The sequence below is a fragment of the Stenotrophomonas maltophilia genome (assembly GCF_047782825.1).
In the GTDB taxonomy this organism is placed as follows: Bacteria; Pseudomonadota; Gammaproteobacteria; order Xanthomonadales; family Xanthomonadaceae; genus Stenotrophomonas.
This window is the reverse complement of the sequence record NZ_CP180589.1, coordinates 4682650-4700064: the sequence shown is the minus strand read 5'-3', so window position 1 is coordinate 4700064 and position 17415 is coordinate 4682650. Positions and strand designations below refer to the sequence as shown.

Here is a 17415-nt window from a genome sequence, read left to right as displayed (position 1 = left end):
TAACACCGTGTTACGGTCCGGATGAATGGATTGCAACTGAACGAACAGTGAAGCCGTCACGGAGGACGCAGCCAAGACTCTGCACATACGGGGATCCTCCATGTCTCGCCAACGCTCCACGCTTTCGCGCCACCCGCTGACCCTCGCCCTGCTCGGCACCCTGCTGGCCACCGGCACCGCCCTGGCCCAGGACAACGCACCCACCCAGCTTGACCGTGTCACCGTGACCGGCTCGCTGATCCCGCAGACCGAGATCGAGAACCACACTCCGGTCCTGACCGTCACCGCCGAAGACATCCAGACCCGCGGCTTCACCAGCGTGGCCGATGTCCTGCAGCAGTCCTCGCTGTCCACCGGCGGCCTGCAGGGCGGCCAGACCTCGGCGTCGTTCACCCAGGGTGCCGAAGCGGCCGGCATGTTCGGGCTCAGCCCGGGCTACACCAAGTACCTGATCAACGGCCGCCCGATGCTCTCGTATCCGGCGCTGTACAACGGCAGCGACACCTTCAACAACATCAGCGGCATCCCGATCGACATCGTCGAGCGCATCGAGATCCTGCCCGGTGGCCAGTCCTCGCTGTACGGTTCGGACGCCATCGCCGGCGTGGTCAACATCATCCTGAAGGAACGCATGGATGGCGGCGTGCTGAACATCCGCGGCGGCGCCTACAGCGAAGGGGGCGGCAACAGCTTCCGCTTCAGCGGCGCCCGCGGGTTCAATTCCAAGGACGACCGCTTCAATGCGCTGGTCAACGTGCAGTACGAAAAGACCAGCCCGATCTGGGGTTACCAGCGTGATCTGACCAAGGTCAACAATCCCGATGGCTACAGCCCGCAGTACGTGTCCAACGACTTCCTGGTGCTGCTGCCGGCCAACAGCAACCGCTACGCGATGATGGATCCGAACCTGTGCGCCAACGTGGCCGGGCAGTTCGGTGGCACCACCGTGCTCGGCACCCGGCCGACCGGCCAGGCCTGCGGTTCGGTGTACGGCACCGGCTACAAGACCATCAAGAACGGCAAGGAAAGCGGTCAGATCTACAGCTCGGCCACCTTCGACGTGAACGACAACTTCCAGCTGTTCGGCGATGCGCTGTACAGCCTGGAAGAGGTGAAGTACGCGACCGGTTCGGGCTACACCTGGTGGGGCACCTCCTCCGGCTGGGGCCGTTTCTACGACCAGGACAGCGGCCAGTACATGAACCTGCAGCGCGTGTTCGCGCCGGAGGACATCGGTGGCGGTGGTTACCGCGACATCATGAACACCGACCGCAACAAGGCCTATCAGGTCACCCTGGGCGGCCGCGGCACCGCCGGCAACTGGGACTACAGCGCCAGCTTCACCCGCGGCGAATACAAGCTGACCGAACGCAACTTCGTGCGCTGGAACGACCCGATCAACGACTACTTCGAGCAGCGCGTGCTGGGCCCGGTGTTGGGCACCACCAGCACCGGCTACGACATCTACAGCCCGGACTGGGAAGCCTTCTACTCGCCGCTGCCCAGCGGTGATTTCCAGAGCTTCACCGGCTACACCTACAGCCAGAGCCGCACCTGGCAGAACCTGCTGCGTGCCCAGGTCACCAACGGTTCGCTGTTCAAGCTGCCCGGTGGCGATGCCGGCTTCGCGGTGGTGGTTGAAGGGGGCAGCGAAGGCTGGGACTACACCCCCGATGCACGCCTGGTCGATGGCAGCGTGTGGGGCACCACTGCGGTGTCTGGCGCCGGCCACCGCAGCAGCTACGCGGTGACCACCGAGCTGCGCATGCCGCTGCTGGATACGCTGACAGTGACTGGCTCGGGCCGCTATGACGCCTTCAAGATCGGCAGCGGCACCATCGACAAGGCCACCTACAGCGTGGGCGTGGAGTTCCGTCCGGTGGAAAGCCTGCTGTTCCGCGGCAAGTACGGCACCGCCTTCCGCGCGCCGACCCTGTCCGATGCGTTCCAGGGCGTCAGCGGCTACTACGCCAACGGTGCCACCGACTACTACCGCTGCGGCCAGCTGGGCTACGACCCGGCCAACACCACCGGCTGCCCGTATGACAGCACCTCGGTGTTCGGCACCCAGTCCGGCAACCCGGACCTGCAGCCGATCACCGCCGATGTCTGGAACGCGGGCATCGTCTGGGCGCCGATCAACAACCTGTCGGTGTCGGTGGACTACTACAACTGGAAGATCAAGAACGAGGTCAACACGCTCAGCTCCGACCAGCTGCTGCTGGCCGAGTACTACTGCCGCAACGGCCAGACCAACAACACCTCGGCCAGCTGCCAGAACGTTGATGACTGGATCACCCGCGACGCCTCGGGCGTGCTTGATGAGATCTACACCCCGAAGATGAACGTTGCGCGCCAGAACCTGGAAGCGTTGACCGCCAGCTTCAAGTACGTGCAGGACCTGGGCCGCTTCGGCTCGCTGCAGTTCGCCGGCAACTACACCGACATGCTCAAGCGCGAACTGCAGCCGCAGCCGGGCGACGAGTACCTGGACCTGCTGCGTGATCCGTACGCGATGTGGGTGTACGACTCCTACGCCAAGGTGCGCGCCGATGGTTCGATCGGCTGGGCCAAGGACAAGTGGACCACCACCCTGTATGCCAACTACATCGGCAAGACGCCGAACTACATGGCCTACCTGGGCAACGGCTACGACTACGTCCATTCGTCCGGCTACAAGGCTGGCAAGTGGGGTTCGTACACCACCTACAACCTGAGCGTGAACTACCGCGCGATGGACAACCTGACCCTGTCGCTGATGGTCAACAACGTGTTCAACAAGCTGCCTGACAACCAGCGCTACAGCTTCGCCGGCACCAGCGGCCAGCCGTACAACAACTACCTGTACAGCGCCTACGGCCGCGCGGTCTACGTGCAGGCCAAGTATGAGTTCGGCGCCAAGTAAGCGCCCTGCACGTGCGTTCCACGGGACCCCGCTTCGGCGGGGTCTTTTTTTTGCGAGCGGGGCCCTGCCACCAGGAAAACATACGTTAGTTCAACAACTTACGAACAACACCCCTGAAAAACAGCTGGAAAAACCACTTTGCCGATCATGTCTTTATGACTTGATGATGAACACTTGACTGGCCGAGTTAAGCTCGTGTTAATCTCAGGTCATCGGCTCGTGAAGCCGGTAATCGTGAACCAGTTCACTTTTCAAGGGGCACATTGACGCCACCCGGGCACGACGCCCGAGGACGCCAGGTGCGAACGGAATGAATTCAAGGGGATTCCACTCATGACGCATCGGAAGCTGCTCGGCCGCAACCCGCTGAGCTTCGCACTGGCTTCGGCCCTGGTTGTCTCGGTCGCCGCACCTGCCTTCGCCCAGGACGCCGGCGGCCAGGAACAGACCGCTGGCCACAGCGGCACCACCACCCAGCTGGACAAGGTCACGGTCACCGGTTCGCGCATCAAGCGCGCCGAGGTCGAAGGCCCGGCACCGGTGGTCGTGGTGACTTCGCAGGACATCGAAAAGCAGGGTTTCAACACCGTCTATGACGCGCTGACCACCCTCAGCCAGTTCACCGGCTCGGTGCAGAACGAACTGTCCTCGGGCAGCTTCACCCAGAACGCCAGCTTCCTGAACCTGCGCGGCCTCGGCCCGGGTTACCAGCTGGTGCTGATCAACGGCCGCCGCGCCACCGACTACCCGCTGCCGTACAACGGCCAGTCCAACGCGGTGAACCTGGCCAACATCCCGGCCGCGGCGATCGACCGCATCGAAGTCCTGTCCGGCGGCGCGTCGGCCATCTATGGTTCGGACGCGGTGGCCGGTGTGGTCAACGTGATCATGAAGACCAATTTCGAAGGCGACACCATCACCCTGCGCGGCGGCACCACCACCCGCGGCGGCGGTGACTCCGGCCGCCTGCAGTGGGTGGGCGGCAAGACCGGCAGCAACTGGAGCCTGACCTACGCCTTCGAGGCCATGGAACGCGAGGCGATCTACGCCAGCCAGCGCAAGTTCATGGATTCCTACCGCGACGATCCGTCGGTGGATCCGGCCGACGCCACCGCGGTGGAAGCGGTGCGCTTCACCGTCAACCGCGGCGCGGGTGCGATCCGCGAATGGCCGGCACCGGGTGGACTGGATGAGGTCTGCGGCCGCTTCGCCGACTTCGAAACCTACAAGTCCGCACCGACCGTTGCCGCGCCCAACCGCTGCGGCTACTTCGGCTATCCGGCCACGCAGTCGATCCGCAATTCCGACAGCACCCAGTCGGGCTACCTGTACGGCACCTACGATTTCAACGGCGGCCTGCAGGCCTGGGGCCAGCTGAGCGCGTCGCGTTCGGAAGCCAAGCTGGCCGGCGCCACCCGCTTCTTCGCCAGCGGCGGCGCCCTGGGCATCACCAACCACTACGATCCGCAGTTCGGTGGCACCGTCGGTAACGTGCAGCGCATCCTGACCCCGTCGGAAGTGGGCAACATCGGTGCACAGAACAACTACGTCGAAAAGTCGCTGGACGTGGCCTTCGGCCTGCGCGGCAACATCGCCAACAAGTTCGACTGGGATGCCACCCTGTCGCACTCGCGCTACAGCGCCGATGACAACTTCAACTGGCCGGTGGCCAGCCGCGTGCGCGACTTCTTCTACGGTCCGCAGCTGGGCACCCGCCCGAACGGCCTGCCGATCTACCGTCTGAACGTCGATCGCCTGATGAACCCGCTGACCCCGGAGCAGGTTGCTTCGTTCAGCGACAAGTTCTCCAGCACCGCCGATTCGCAGTCCTCGCAGGCCATCTTCGGCATCAGCGGTGACCTGTTCGAACTGCCGGCCGGCCCGCTGGCCATGGCCGGCGTGCTGGAAGCTGCCCGCCAGAAGTACGACATCTCGCCGGACTTCCGCATGGAACAGGACTACACCGGCACCGGCGGCCCGCTGGGCCGTACCGCCACCGGCGGCGGCGGCGAGCGCAACCGCTACGCGGCGGGCCTGGAGTTCAGCGTGCCGATCTTCAGCACCCTGAAGGCCAACCTGGCCGGTCGCTACGACAAGTACGACGACGCCAGCTCGGTCGACGGTGCCGCCACCTGGATGGCCGGCCTGGAGTACCGCCCGGTACAGAGCCTGCTGCTGCGTGCCACCCACGCCACCAGCTTCCGCGCACCGGACATGCACTACATCTTCGCCCAGCCGTCGGGCTTCTTCCTCAACGGCGCGCTGGACGAATACCGCTGCCGTCGTGATGGCCTCAACCCGCTGAGCAACACCGACTGCGGCTCGGGCACCGACTACACCTACTCCATCCAGGGCGACCGCCAGGGCAACCGCAACCTGAAGGAAGAAACCGGCAAGTCCACCACCGTCGGCTTCGTCTGGGACGTGATGGACCAGATGTCGCTGAGCGTGGACTACTACAACATCGAGCTGGAAGGTGCGGTCAAGGACATCGCCTTCGGTTACCTGATGCGCAATGAAGCCGACTGCCGCCTGGGCCGCACCCGCGACGGCGCACCGGTGGATGGCACCTCGGCCGCGTGCGATTACTTCCGCAGCCTGGTCGGCCGCGATGGCATCAACCCGACCACCGGTGAAGACGAGTACGTGGTCGATTACCACTCGGTGCCGTTCAACCAGGCCAACCAGAAGACCTCCGGCCTGGACGTGGCCTGGAAGTACAAGATCGACACCGACCGCTGGGGCAACTTCGACCTGGGCCTGAACTGGACCCACGTGCTGAAGCTGGAAGACCAGGAGTTCCCGGGCAGCGGCACGCGCAACGTGCGTGACCACAAGCAGTTCTTCAACTTCCGCAGCCGCATCAACTGGACCGCCAGCTGGGAACGCGACGACTGGGGTGCCACCGTGTACGGCTACCGCTGGGGTTCGCTGCCGAACTGGGCTGAAACCGGCCGCATCGGCTCCTACGTGATCTGGAACGCCAACATCCAGAAGAAGATCACCAACAAGGCCACCATCGGCCTGTACGTGAACAACGTCTTCGACGAACTGGCGCCCAAGGACGATACCTACAACACCTATCCGTTCTTCTTCTACAACTACAGCGCGATCGGTCGCGAGATCTTCGTGCAGTTCGAGTACAAGCTGAACTGATCGTTCCAGGCTGCAACGGAGAGCCCGGCCCTGCCGGGCTCTTCGCGTTGCAGGGCACCCATTGCCCCCATTTCCGGAGAATGCGTATGAAGCGCATGTTGTCCCTCCTCGCGCTGGCGATCGCGGCGGCTGCACCGTCCGCCCACGCCGCCGCCCCCCAGCAGCCGGTCAAGGATTTCGTCGGCCATGCCACCTACGGCACGGTGAAGATCTCACCCAACGGCGAGTACCTGGCCATCACCGTCGACCAGGGCGACCAGGACGTGCTGACGGTCATCCGCACCAGCGACCTGAAGCCGGTCAAGGTGCACGCGCTACCGGACAAGAAGAGCATCGGCTCGTTCTACTGGACCAGCCCCGACCGCCTGCTGTTCAACGCGGTGAAGAAGCTGGGCGGCTACGCCTCGCCGATGTCCACCGGCGAGTGGTATGCGGTCAACGCCGACGGCAGCCAGGCGCGCCCGCTGATCTACTACGGCACCCGCGATGCCACCCAGCGCGGCAAGGAAGTCGGCCGCGAGAGTTTCTCGCTGCTGGACACGCTGAAGAACGACGACCAGAACGTGATCATGCAGGTCACCTCGGCGCGCTCGTCCGAGGGCGGCAACACCGAGATCGTGCGCATGGACACCACCAGCGGCCGCCGTACCTCGCTGGGTCGTGCGCCCAAGGAAAACTGCAGCATCGCCCTGGATGCAGCCAAGGATCCGCGTTTCGCCATCTGCAGCTCCAGCCGCAACGAAGAAGGCGAGTACGAAGAGCGCAGCGAGCTGTACCGCCGCGACGGCAGCGGCTGGACCCTGCTCAATGCGTCCAAGGCTGATGGCAAGCACCTGGACGTGATCACCACCACCAACACCGGCACCGTCTACGCCACCGAGAACGATGGCAAGGCACCGGCCGCGGTCGGCATCCTCGACACCGCCAGCGGCACCTTCAAGTCACTGTTCCAGGACCCGGTGGCCGAGGTATCCAACTACATCTGGTCCACCGACGAAAGCACCCTGATCGGCGTGGTGACCGAAGCCGGTGCGCCGGCCGTGAAGCTGATCAACGAGGACCACCCCGATGCCGAGCTGTACGCCTCGCTGGCGGCGGCGTTCGAAGGGCAGATGGTCGATTTCTCCAGCTACACCCAGGATGGCCGCAGGATCATCGTCAGCGTGTACAGCGACAACAATCCCGGCGAGCTGTACCTGTACGACCGTGACACCGGCAAGGCCCGCTTCCTGATGTCGCGCCGGCCGCAGATCGACAAGAAGAACATGGCGTCGATCAAGCCGTTCAGCATCACCACCCGCGATGGCCGCAAGGTGTTCGGCTACCTGACCCTGCCCAACGGGTCCAACGGGCGCAACCTGCCGCTGGTGGTCAACCCCCACGGCGGCCCGATCGGCCCGCGCGACAACTGGGGCTTCAATCCGGAAGCGCAGCTGTTCGCCAACCGCGGCTACGCCACCCTGCAGGTCAACTTCCGTGGCTCGTCCGGCTACGGCAAGGCCTTCGAGGATGCCGGCCACCGGCAGTGGGACCAGGGCATCCAGAACGACATCCTGGAAGCCACCCACTGGGCCATCGACAACGGCTACGCCAACCGCGACCGCATCTGCATCTACGGCGGCAGCTTCGGTGGCTACTCGGCGCTGATGGCGCCGATCCGCGAGCCAGGGCTGTTCAAGTGCGCCTTCGGCTATGTGGGCGTCTACGATATCGACATGCTGTTCAAGAAGGGCGACATCCCGCAGCGCGAATCGGGCCTGCGCTTCCTTCGCCGCACCCACGGCACCGAACGCGCCGACTGGAACCGTGCTTCGCCGGCATTGCGCGCGGCCGAGGTGAAGATCCCGGTGTACTTGGCCGCCGGCGCGCGTGACGTACGTGCCGTACCGGAGCAGACTGAGCTGATGAACAAGGCGTTGATCGCCGCCGGCAACACGCCCGAGGGCATGATCATCCAGAGCGGGGAAATGCACGGCTTCTATGGCGAAGACGCGCGGGTCAACCTGTATACGGAAATGCTGAAGTTCTTCGACCGCCACATCGGTGCCGGCGGCGGCAACGCCTCCAGCCCCTGAGCCTGGCATTGCCGGGCGGGCGCTGCCCGCCCGGTCCTCACCACGCACCTTTGGAAACCGCAGATGAAATACCCGCAATGGATGGCGACCGGGGCCCTGCTGGCCGGACTGCTGATGTGCACGAACGCGCTGGCGAACGATCCGGCCCCGCCCGATCCCACCCAGGACAAGCTGATGATCACCGCCGGCTTCCTCAACGGCCATCCGGATCTGCGCTTCCGGCTGCTGGCGCTGGAGAAGTACAAGGCCGGCAAGCGTGAGGACGCGCTGCGCTTCTTCCAGTACGCCGCCCAGTACGCCGACAAGCCATCGCAGGCGATGGTGGCCGAGATGCTGTGGAACGGCGATGGCACGGCCCAGGACCGCGCGCTGGCCTATGCCTGGATGGACCTGGCCGCCGAACGTGGCTACGAAGGCTTCCTGGAAATGCGCGAACGCTACTGGAAGCAGCTGGATGAAGGCGAACGCGCGCGTGCGGTGAGCGAAGGCGAAGCCATCTACGCCCGTTACGGCGATGCCGCCGCGCAGCCGCGCATCGCTGCGGTGCTGCGCCGTGAGCGGCGTGCCACGACTGGCAGCCGTACCGGCTTCACCGGCACCCTGCGCATCATCGTGCCCGGCCCGGCCGGTCCGCAGGAAATCGACGGCTCCAAGTTCTACGACGAGCGCTACTGGGACCCGGCGCGCTACCAGGCCTGGCACGACTCGGTCTGGAAGAAGCCGCGGATCGGCTCGGTCAACGTGGGCGGCGTCGAGCAGCTGCCGAAGGACGCCGCTGCCTCGCGCATTCCCGAAGTGAAGCCGCAGGGCGAACTGCCCGAACCGGACGCGGGCACCGAGATGCCCACCCTGCAGGACGGACCGGTCAAACCCTGACCGCGCCCTGCCTGCGGCTGAACGCGCAGGACAGGCCACAGGACAACGAAGGCCCCCAGGCGCCCGCCCGGGGGCCTTTTTCGTGCAAAGGCAACCGCCACTTTGCGCAAAGTTGACCTTAACAGCCCATTCAGCATCTGCTGCGCGATCTCGACGGATCTATCACAACTGAGACCAAGTGACTGTATTTGTTGCAATTTGATGTAGCGAAACCATACGCCTTATGTCAAACCGTGACGGAAACATGCATTTCTCGTTAAGTGCATGTTAGGTTCGAGTCAAGTCAGGACGACATCTGAACATCAACATAACAACTGCATGGAAGCGAGAGCATTTTGTCCACTAGGGGGATTCACTCGATGACGCACCACCGCACTCCCGGCCGCCACCCGCTGACCAACGCCCTGCTGGTCGGTCTGATGATGGCCGCTGCTGGCCCGACCCTGGCCCAGGAAGCCAGCTCCGGTTCCAACCCGATCGACCTGGATCGCGTCAGCGTGACCGGCTCGCGCATCGCGCGTACCGGCTTCGTGACCCCCTCCCCGGTCACCGCCATCACCGCCGAGGAAATCCGCGCCACCGGTGCGAACAACATCGGCGACCTGATGACCCGCCTGCCGGCACTGACCCCGACCTATACCCTGGGCAACTCGACCCGCTTCATCGGCACCGCCGGCGTGGGCCTGATGGACCTGCGTGGCATGGGCACCTCGCGCACCCTGGTGCTGGTCAATGGCCGCCGCCACGTCGGCGCGACCTCCGGCTCCTCGGCGGTGGACGTCAACACCATTCCGGTGGAATGGATCGAGCGCGTGGAAGTGATCACCGGTGGTGCCTCGGCCGTGTACGGCGCCGACGCCGTGGCCGGCGTGGTCAACTTCATCATGAAGAAGTCCTTCGACGGCGCCGAAGTGCGCGGTCAGACCGGCATGGCCAGCGAAGGCGGCTTCAACCGTTCCTTCATCAGCGCCTCGGCCGGCACCGACTTCGCCGGTGGCCGCGGCAACGCTGCCGTCGCCCTGGAATACAGCAAGCAGGACCGTTTCGTCCGCACCGACCGTGCCATCGGCAACGAGTTCCTGGTGTCGGTGCGCAACCCGAACTACGACAACACCAAGCCGTCCAGCGAAAGCAACCCGGAAACGATCCTGTCCGGCCCGGGCGGCAACCACTCGATCTCCTTCGGCGGTACCTTCAACATCGGTACCTTCAACCCGAACAATTCGGCCACCTGGGGCAACCGCTACCAGTTCAACCCGGACGGCACCTTCCGCAAGCAGCGCTATGACGGCACCGTGGTCAGCGCGACCAGCTGCGTGGACTGTGACTTCGCCGACCTGAACTCGGTTGCCGACCTGCAGCCGAAGTTCGACCGCAAGAGCATCAACACGGTCGTCAACTTCGACCTGACCGACAACCACCGCCTGTACTTCGAAGGCAAGTACACCGAAACGGTGTCCGACTTCCTGGCACAGCCGTCGTTCGACCAGACCCTGCGCATCCAGCGCGACAACGCCTACGTGTCGCCGGAACTGCGCGCGCTGATGACCAGTGCCGGCCTGAGCCAGCTGACCCTGAGCCGCTTCAACGTCGACGCCGGCCAGCGTGGTGAACACGTGGAGCGCAACACCCAGCGCTTCGTGCTGGGCGTGGAAGGCAACCTGACCGAGAACTGGACCTACGACGTTTACGGCAACTGGGGCCAGAGCGAAGTCAAGCGCTGGAACCTCAACAACCGCATCAACGAGCGTTGGCAGGCTGGCCTGGATACCGTGGTCAACCCGGCCAACGGCCAGATCGTCTGCCGCACCACCCTGAACCCGAACGCGACCAACCCCAACAACGGCAACCGCGTGTACTCGCAGTTCGCCCGCGAAGGCTGCGTGCCGTTCTCGGTGTTCGGCAACGGCGCGGTGACCCAGGCCGCGCGTGACTGGATGAACGTCGATTCGTTCAACTACTCGCGCCTGCAGCAGTCGGTGTTCAGCGCATCGCTGGCCAACGGCTCGCTGTTCAGCCTGCCGGCCGGTGACGTCGGCGTGGCCGGTGGTGTCGAGTACCGCCGCGAGAAGAGCCGCGAAATCACCGATCCGCTGGCCGCACAGGGCCTGACCTTCCTCAACGCCATCCCCAACCGCATGGGCAAGTACGACGTGCGCGAGGCCTTCGTTGAAACCACCGTGCCGCTGCTGGCCGACATCCCGGGCATCTACAACCTGACCCTGGACGCCGCAGGCCGCTGGTCGGACTACAGCAGCATCGGCAAGACCACCACCTGGAAGGTGGGCCTGGACTGGACCATCATTCCGTCGCTGCGTGCCCGCGGTACCCTGTCGCAGGCAGTGCGCGCACCGAGCATCGGTGAGCTGTACAACCCGCAGAGCGAAAACTTCGCCACGGTCAACGACCCCTGCAACTATCTGGCCACCAACCCGAACCGCCCGAACACCGCAGCGGACCCGGCACTGCGCCAGGCCAACTGCTCGGCACTGGGCGTGCCGGTCGGCTGGGTCGACACCTACACCGCCACCCGCCCGGGCGTCAGCGGCGGCAATCCGGACCTGAAGCCGGAACGCGCTCGCAGCTTCACCTATGGCCTGGTCTGGCAGCCTGATTTCCTGCAGGGCTTCGGCATGTCCATCGACTACTGGTGGATCAGCCTGAAGGACGCCATCGGTGCGGTGACCGCGCAAACCAATGCAACCCGTTGCGTGGATTCGCCGGGGGGCATCAACAACAGCTTCTGCGGCTTCATCGAACGCGCACCGGTGGGCGGCAAGACCGATGCTGGCGGCCGTACCTTCCCGGAATACTCGATCAGCCGCTGGGTTGCACTGAACGAGAACCTGGCCCGCTCGCGTCGCGTCGGCGTCGATCTGGAAATGGACTACCGCTTCAAGCTGGCCGAGGGTGACACCGTCATCCGCCTGGTGGGCACCCGTCTGCTGCAGTCGCGCGAGTGGGCCTTCCAGGCCTTCCCGAACGAATACGACGAGAACGTCACTTGGGTGACCGATCCGCGCTGGCGTGGCCAGTTGCAGACCAAGTACTCGCTGGGCCAGTGGCGCGCGTCGTGGGACATGACCTACGTCGGCCCGAACCTGCGCGTGCAGCCGAAGAGCTACCAGGCCAACCCGGGCCAGACCAGCCCGATCCGCAACGGCTCGTACACCTACCACAACTTCCAGTTCGGCTACCGCTTCCCGGGTGACAAGATCGACGTCTACATGGGCATCGACAACGCCTTCGACAAGGATCCGCCGGTGAACTACTTCGGCTCCGACGTCGGTTCGGCGATGTACGACAACGTCGGCCGTTACATGTACATGGGCGCCAGCTACAAGTTCTGATCCATCCAGAACCGCAACACCCCGACAGACCCGGCTTTTGCCGGGTCTGTCTTTTTCCGGCCCCGGCCCGGCCCCCTTGCGCCCGGCCATGACCTTCGACACCCTTGCAGCACGGGCCGGCGGCGTATTGTTCGGCCCACGGCCGTCCCGGCGGCTCTTCCCTGACTCACTCGGCCTGGAGGCCATTCAAGTGACCCGTACTCCCAAGATCGTGCTGCTGACCCTGGCCGTTTCGGCCGCGCTGGTCGGCTGCGGCAAGACCGAAACCCCGGCAAAGGATGCCGCCGCCTCCACGCCGGCCGCCACCGAACAGGCCACCGACTACAAGCTGGACGAGAGCAAGCTGCCGGCCTACAACGCCTTCCTGGCCAGCGATCTGGACAGCAAGCTGGATGCCTGTGGCGCCTTCGGCGACTACGTGAACGGCAAGTGGCTGGCCGCCAACGAAATTCCGGGCGACCGCACCAGCTGGGGCGCCTTCACCATCCTCGACGAGCGTTCGGTAGCGGTGCAGCACCAGCTGGCCGAGCAGGTCGCCCAGGTCAAGAGCCCGAGCCACATCGAGAAGATCGTCGGCGACCTGTGGGCCACCGGCATGGACGAAGCCAAGATCAACGCCCAGGGCATCGAGCCGCTGAAGGCCGACCTGACCGCGATCGACGGCCTGCAGGACAAGGCGGCCATCGCCGACTACCTGCGCACCAGCGCTGCCAAGGGTGACAACATCCTGTTCGGCTTCGGCGCCGAAGCCGACTTCAAGAACTCGGCCGTGAACATGGCCTACGCCAGCCAGGGCGGCCTGGGCCTGCCGGACACCACCTACTACACCGACGCCAAGAACGCCGACAAGCTGAAGGCCTACCAGGCGCACGTCGCCAAGGTGCTGGAACTGTCCGGCGTGGCCGCCGCCGATGCCGCCAAGCAGGCTGAGGACGTGGTCAAGTTCGAGACCCGCCTGGCCAAGGCGTCCAAGTCGCGCGTCGAGCTGTCGCGCAACGTGGAACTGTTCTACAACCCGGTCACCCTGGCCGACGCCGACAAGCTGACCCCGAACTTCAGCTGGACCGAGTTCTTCAAGTCGCAGGGCGTGGCCGCGCCGGAGAAGTTCTCGCTGGCCATGCCGGCCTTCCATGAAGAAGTGAGCAAGGCGCTGGCCGACACCGATGCGTCGGTGTGGCGTGCCTACCTGCGCTTCCACACCGTGGACAGCGCCTCGCCGTACCTGGCCGATGCCTTCGTGCAGGAGAACTACGAGTTCTACGGCAAGACCCTGAACGGCCAGAAGGAACAGAAGCCGCGCTGGAAGCGCGTGCTGGGCACCATCGAAAACGATGCCGGCGAGGCCTTCGGCCAGCTCTACGTGAAGGTTGCCTTCTCGCCGGAAGCCAAGGCGAAGATGGAAGAGCTGGTGAAGAACCTGGCCGCGTCGCTGAAGGAACGCATCCAGGGCCTGAGCTGGATGAGCGAGGAGACGAAGGCCAAGGCCATCGCCAAGTGGGAAACCTTCACCCCGAAGATCGGCTACCCGGACAAGTGGCGTGACTGGTCGGGCCTGGAAACCCAGCGCGACAGCTACCTGGGCAACGTGCGCGCAGCCAATGCGTTCAACTACAAGTTCAACCTGTCCAAGATCGGCAAGCCGGTGGACAAGACCGAGTGGGGCATGACCCCGCAGACGGTCAACGCCTACTACAACCCGCTGCAGAACGAGATCGTGTTCCCGGCCGCCATCCTGCAGCCGCCGTTCTTCGACCCGAAGGCCGACGACGCGCTGAACTACGGCGGCATCGGTGCGGTGATCGGCCATGAAATGACCCACGGTTACGATGACCAGGGTGCACGCTTCGGGCCGACCGGCAACATGGAAGACTGGTGGACCCCGGCTGACAAGAAGAACTTCGAAGGCCTGACCGGCAAGCTGGTCAAGCAGTTCGACCAGTACAAGGTGGATGGCCAGGCCGTGAACGGCCACCTGACCCTGGGCGAGAACATCGCCGACCTGGGTGGCCTGGCCACGGCCTACGATGCACTGCAGAAGGCCACCGCCGGCAAGGAAGACCCGAAGGTCGACGGCTTCACCCGTGACCAGCGCTTCTTCTTCAACTGGGCCACCGTGTGGCGCACCAAGTACACCCCGGAAAACGCCAAGGTCCGCCTGGCGACCGACCCGCACGCCCCGGCGCAGTTCCGTGCCATGGGCGCACCGTCGAACCTGCCGACCTTCGCGGCCGCCTTCCAGTGCAAGGCTGGCGCCCCGATGGCCCGCAGCGGCGACCAGCAGGTGGTGATCTGGTAAGCCACGGCTGAGGCCAAGGTGAACCTTCAAAGGCCCGGGATTTCCCGGGCCTTTGTTTTTGATGGCGCCGGGCCATGCCCGGCGGAAGCCGCGTGACGCGTGCATCCCGTGCCCATGCCTCACCATCCAGCAGCGCCGGGCCATGCCCGGCGGAAGCCGCGTGACGCGTGCATCCCGTGCCCATGCCTCACCATCCAGTAGCGCCGGGCCATGCCCGGCGGAAGCCGCGTGACGCGTGCATCCCGTGCCCATGCCTCACCATCCAGTAGCGCCGGGCCATGCCCGGCGGAAGCCGCGTGACGCGTGCATCCCGTGCCCATGCCTCACCATCCGGTAGCGCCGGGCCATGCCCGGCGGAAGCCGCGTGACGCGTGCATCCCGTGCCCATGCCTCACATCCAGTAGCGCCGGGCCATGCCCGGCGGAAGCCGCGTGACGCGTGCATCCCGTGCCCATGCCTCACCATCCAGTAGCGCCGGGCCATGCCCGGCGGAAGCCGCGTGACGCGTGCATCCCGTGCCCATGCATGGCTTGCTATAGTTCGCCCGCCCTCAATCCATCACGGATTCGTTCTACATGCCCAACTTCCGTCCGCTTGCCGTCGCCCTGGGCATCAGCCTGGCGACCCTGGTCCCGACCCACGATGCGTTCGCCGCCGCCAAGAAGAAGGCCGCGCGCGCCCCGGCTGTCAGCACCCAGTGCAGCGATTTCTACGACGCCACCAACGCCGGCTGGCTGAAGGCCAACCCGGCACCGCAGACCGGCGCGGCCACCGCGCTGGGCCAGCTGGTCGACCGCAGCCGCCAGCAGCAGCGTGAACTGCTGGACGCCTCGATGAAGGCGCCGCAGGGCAACGTGCAGAAGCTGCTGGGCGACTTCTGGGCCAGCGGCCTGGACGAAGCCGCCGTGGAAGCCGATGGCTCCAATCCGATCGCCCCGCTGCTGACCCGCATCAACGCGATCAAGAAGGCCAAGGATGTGCCGGCCTCGATCGCCGCGCTGCACCAGGTCGGCATCCCGGTGGCCTTCAACTTCGGCCCGGACGTGGACCTGAAGGCGCTGGACCGCCATATCGGCTACTTCATGCAGGGCGGCATGGGCCTGCCCGATCCGGCGTTCTACACCCGCACCGACGCCGACACCGTGGCCCTGATGGGCCGCTACCGCAACTACGTCAAGCAGATCCTGGCCCTGACCGGCACCCCGGCGGCCAAGCTGGATGCCGAATCGCAGTCGGTGATCGAACTGGAAACCGAGCTGGCCCGCAACGCGCAGTCGCTGGCCGGCATCAACAACCCGTTCAACAACTACGCGCCGATCTCGACCAAGGATCTGAACAGCCGCTACCGCAACCTGCAGCTGGACGCCTTCCTGAAGGCGCAGGGCGTCAGCGACGACCTGGTGTCGCTGGCCGACCCGGGCCTGTTCAAGCAGCTCGACAGCATGGTCACCAAGCTCAAGCCGGACCAGTGGAAGGCCTACCTGCGCTGGCGCGTGGGCGATTCGATGGCGCCCTACCTGTCCAAGGCCTACCGCGACGCCGAGTTCGAATTCCGCGGCCGCGTGCTGCGCGGCGAAACCCTGCCGCCGCAGCGCTGGGAAAGCGTGCTGGACGCCATCAACGTGGCCGCCGGCCCGATGGTCGGCCGCGAGTATGCCGCGCGTTACCTGTCGGCCGAAGACCGCCGCCAGGCGGCATGGATCGTCGACAAGGTGCGTGAAGTGCAGATCGACGCGGTGAAGAACAGCACCTGGATGAGCGCCGAGGCCAAGACCGAAGCGCAGGCCAAGCTGGCCGCGCTGAAGATCGAAATCGGCACCCCGCTGCGCGACCTGGACTACAGCGTGCAGCCGATGGGCCGTGGCTCGTTCGGCGGCAACATGCTGATTGCTTCGACCTGGCGCCACCGCGAGGAAATGAAGCGCATCGGCAAGGGCAACGCCGACCGCCGCTGGGACGTGCTGCCGCAGCAGCCGTCGCTGGCCTATGACCTGGCGCAGAACCGCCTGATCGTCACCGCCGCGATCCTGCAGGGCCCGGTGTTCAATGCCAAGGCCGATGCCGCCGACAAGTTCGGCAGCTTCGGTGGCCTGGTCGGCCACGAACTGACCCGCGCCATCGATGCCAAGGGTGCCCTGGTGGACGCCAAGGGCGAACTGCGCAGCTGGTGGACCCCGGCCGACAAGACCGCCTGGACCCTGCTCGGCACCCGCGTGGCCACCCAGTACGGCGCCTACGAGTTCCCGGGCGTGAAGGGTGCCAAGGTCAACGGTACCCTGACCCAGGAAGAGAACCTGGCCGACATCGCCGGCCTGGAACTGGCCTGGGCGGCCTACACCGCACAGGAGCCGAAGGCCAAGCCGGCACAGCAGCAGGGCTTCTTCCGCGCCTGGGCGGCCCTGTGGCCGCAGCAGCTGTCGCCGAACGAGGCCGCACGCCGCCTGACCGCCGACATCCGTGCGCCGGGCCGCTGGCGCACCAATGGGCCGCTGTCCAACCTGCCGGCCTTCGGTGCGACCTTCAGCTGCAAGGCCGGCCAGCCGATGCAGCGCACCGACGCCGAGCAGATCAAGGTCTGGCGCTGAGGTCTGATGATCCTGGTTTGATGAGAGGGCGCCTTCGGGCGCCCTCTCTGCTTCCTGATGCGTCATCCACGCATGGCGTGGCTCTACTGCATCGAGATCGATGCCCCTCACGTCGGCTGCTTCTGCTGGAGCGCTGGAAAAAAGGGCCCTGACGGATCAGGGCCAAGCAAAC

At 65.4% G+C, this 17415-nt stretch carries 7 protein-coding genes; all 7 read left to right on the top strand.

Annotated elements, in window-relative coordinates:
* Positions 1 to 100: 100 nt before the first annotated feature.
* The 7 genes from ACM2ZB_RS21415 (at position 101) to ACM2ZB_RS21385 (ending at position 17243) form a co-directional block, all read left to right on the top strand.
* Positions 101 to 2905: a TonB-dependent receptor domain-containing protein gene (locus ACM2ZB_RS21415; protein ID WP_416056902.1), complete on the top strand. Its 2805-nt coding sequence runs from the start codon at positions 101 to 103 to the stop codon at positions 2903 to 2905.
* A gap of 333 nt (positions 2906 to 3238) precedes the next feature.
* The gene (locus ACM2ZB_RS21410; protein ID WP_416056901.1) at positions 3239 to 6061 is read left to right on the top strand and encodes a TonB-dependent receptor plug domain-containing protein; all 2823 of its coding nucleotides are present in this window, start codon (positions 3239 to 3241) and stop codon (positions 6059 to 6061) included.
* Between the two features lie 95 nt (positions 6062 to 6156).
* Positions 6157 to 8136, top strand: coding sequence for an alpha/beta hydrolase family protein (locus ACM2ZB_RS21405; protein ID WP_416056900.1), 1980 nt, complete (start codon positions 6157 to 6159; stop codon positions 8134 to 8136).
* A gap of 63 nt (positions 8137 to 8199) precedes the next feature.
* Complete coding sequence (locus ACM2ZB_RS21400) at positions 8200 to 9012, top strand: hypothetical protein (RefSeq protein ID WP_416056899.1); 813 nt, start codon at positions 8200 to 8202, stop codon at positions 9010 to 9012.
* A 335-nt stretch (positions 9013 to 9347) separates the two neighbouring features.
* Positions 9348 to 12362 carry a TonB-dependent receptor domain-containing protein gene (locus ACM2ZB_RS21395; protein WP_416056898.1) on the top strand — a complete coding sequence of 1005 codons (3015 nt, stop codon included), beginning with the start codon at positions 9348 to 9350 and terminating at the stop codon, positions 12360 to 12362.
* A gap of 190 nt (positions 12363 to 12552) precedes the next feature.
* Positions 12553 to 14658: a M13 family metallopeptidase gene (locus ACM2ZB_RS21390; protein WP_416056897.1), complete on the top strand. Its 2106-nt coding sequence runs from the start codon at positions 12553 to 12555 to the stop codon at positions 14656 to 14658.
* Positions 14659 to 15233: 575 nt separating this feature from the next.
* Positions 15234 to 17243, top strand: a complete 2010-nt coding sequence (locus tag ACM2ZB_RS21385; RefSeq protein WP_416056896.1) for a M13 family metallopeptidase — start codon at positions 15234 to 15236, stop codon at positions 17241 to 17243.
* Positions 17244 to 17415: the final 172 nt, after the last annotated feature.

Bases quoted from the DNA above. Each gene is read 5' to 3' on its own strand.
- ACM2ZB_RS21400 (WP_416056899.1), top strand. From the start codon at position 8,200: ATGAAATACCCGCAATGGATGGCGACCGGGGCCCTGCTGGCCGGACTG.
- ACM2ZB_RS21415 (WP_416056902.1), top strand. From the start codon at position 101: ATGTCTCGCCAACGCTCCACGCTTTCGCGCCACCCGCTGACCCTCGCC.
- ACM2ZB_RS21385 (WP_416056896.1), top strand. From the start codon at position 15,234: ATGCCCAACTTCCGTCCGCTTGCCGTCGCCCTGGGCATCAGCCTGGCG.
- ACM2ZB_RS21410 (WP_416056901.1), top strand. From the start codon at position 3,239: ATGACGCATCGGAAGCTGCTCGGCCGCAACCCGCTGAGCTTCGCACTG.
- ACM2ZB_RS21405 (WP_416056900.1), top strand. From the start codon at position 6,157: ATGTTGTCCCTCCTCGCGCTGGCGATCGCGGCGGCTGCACCGTCCGCC.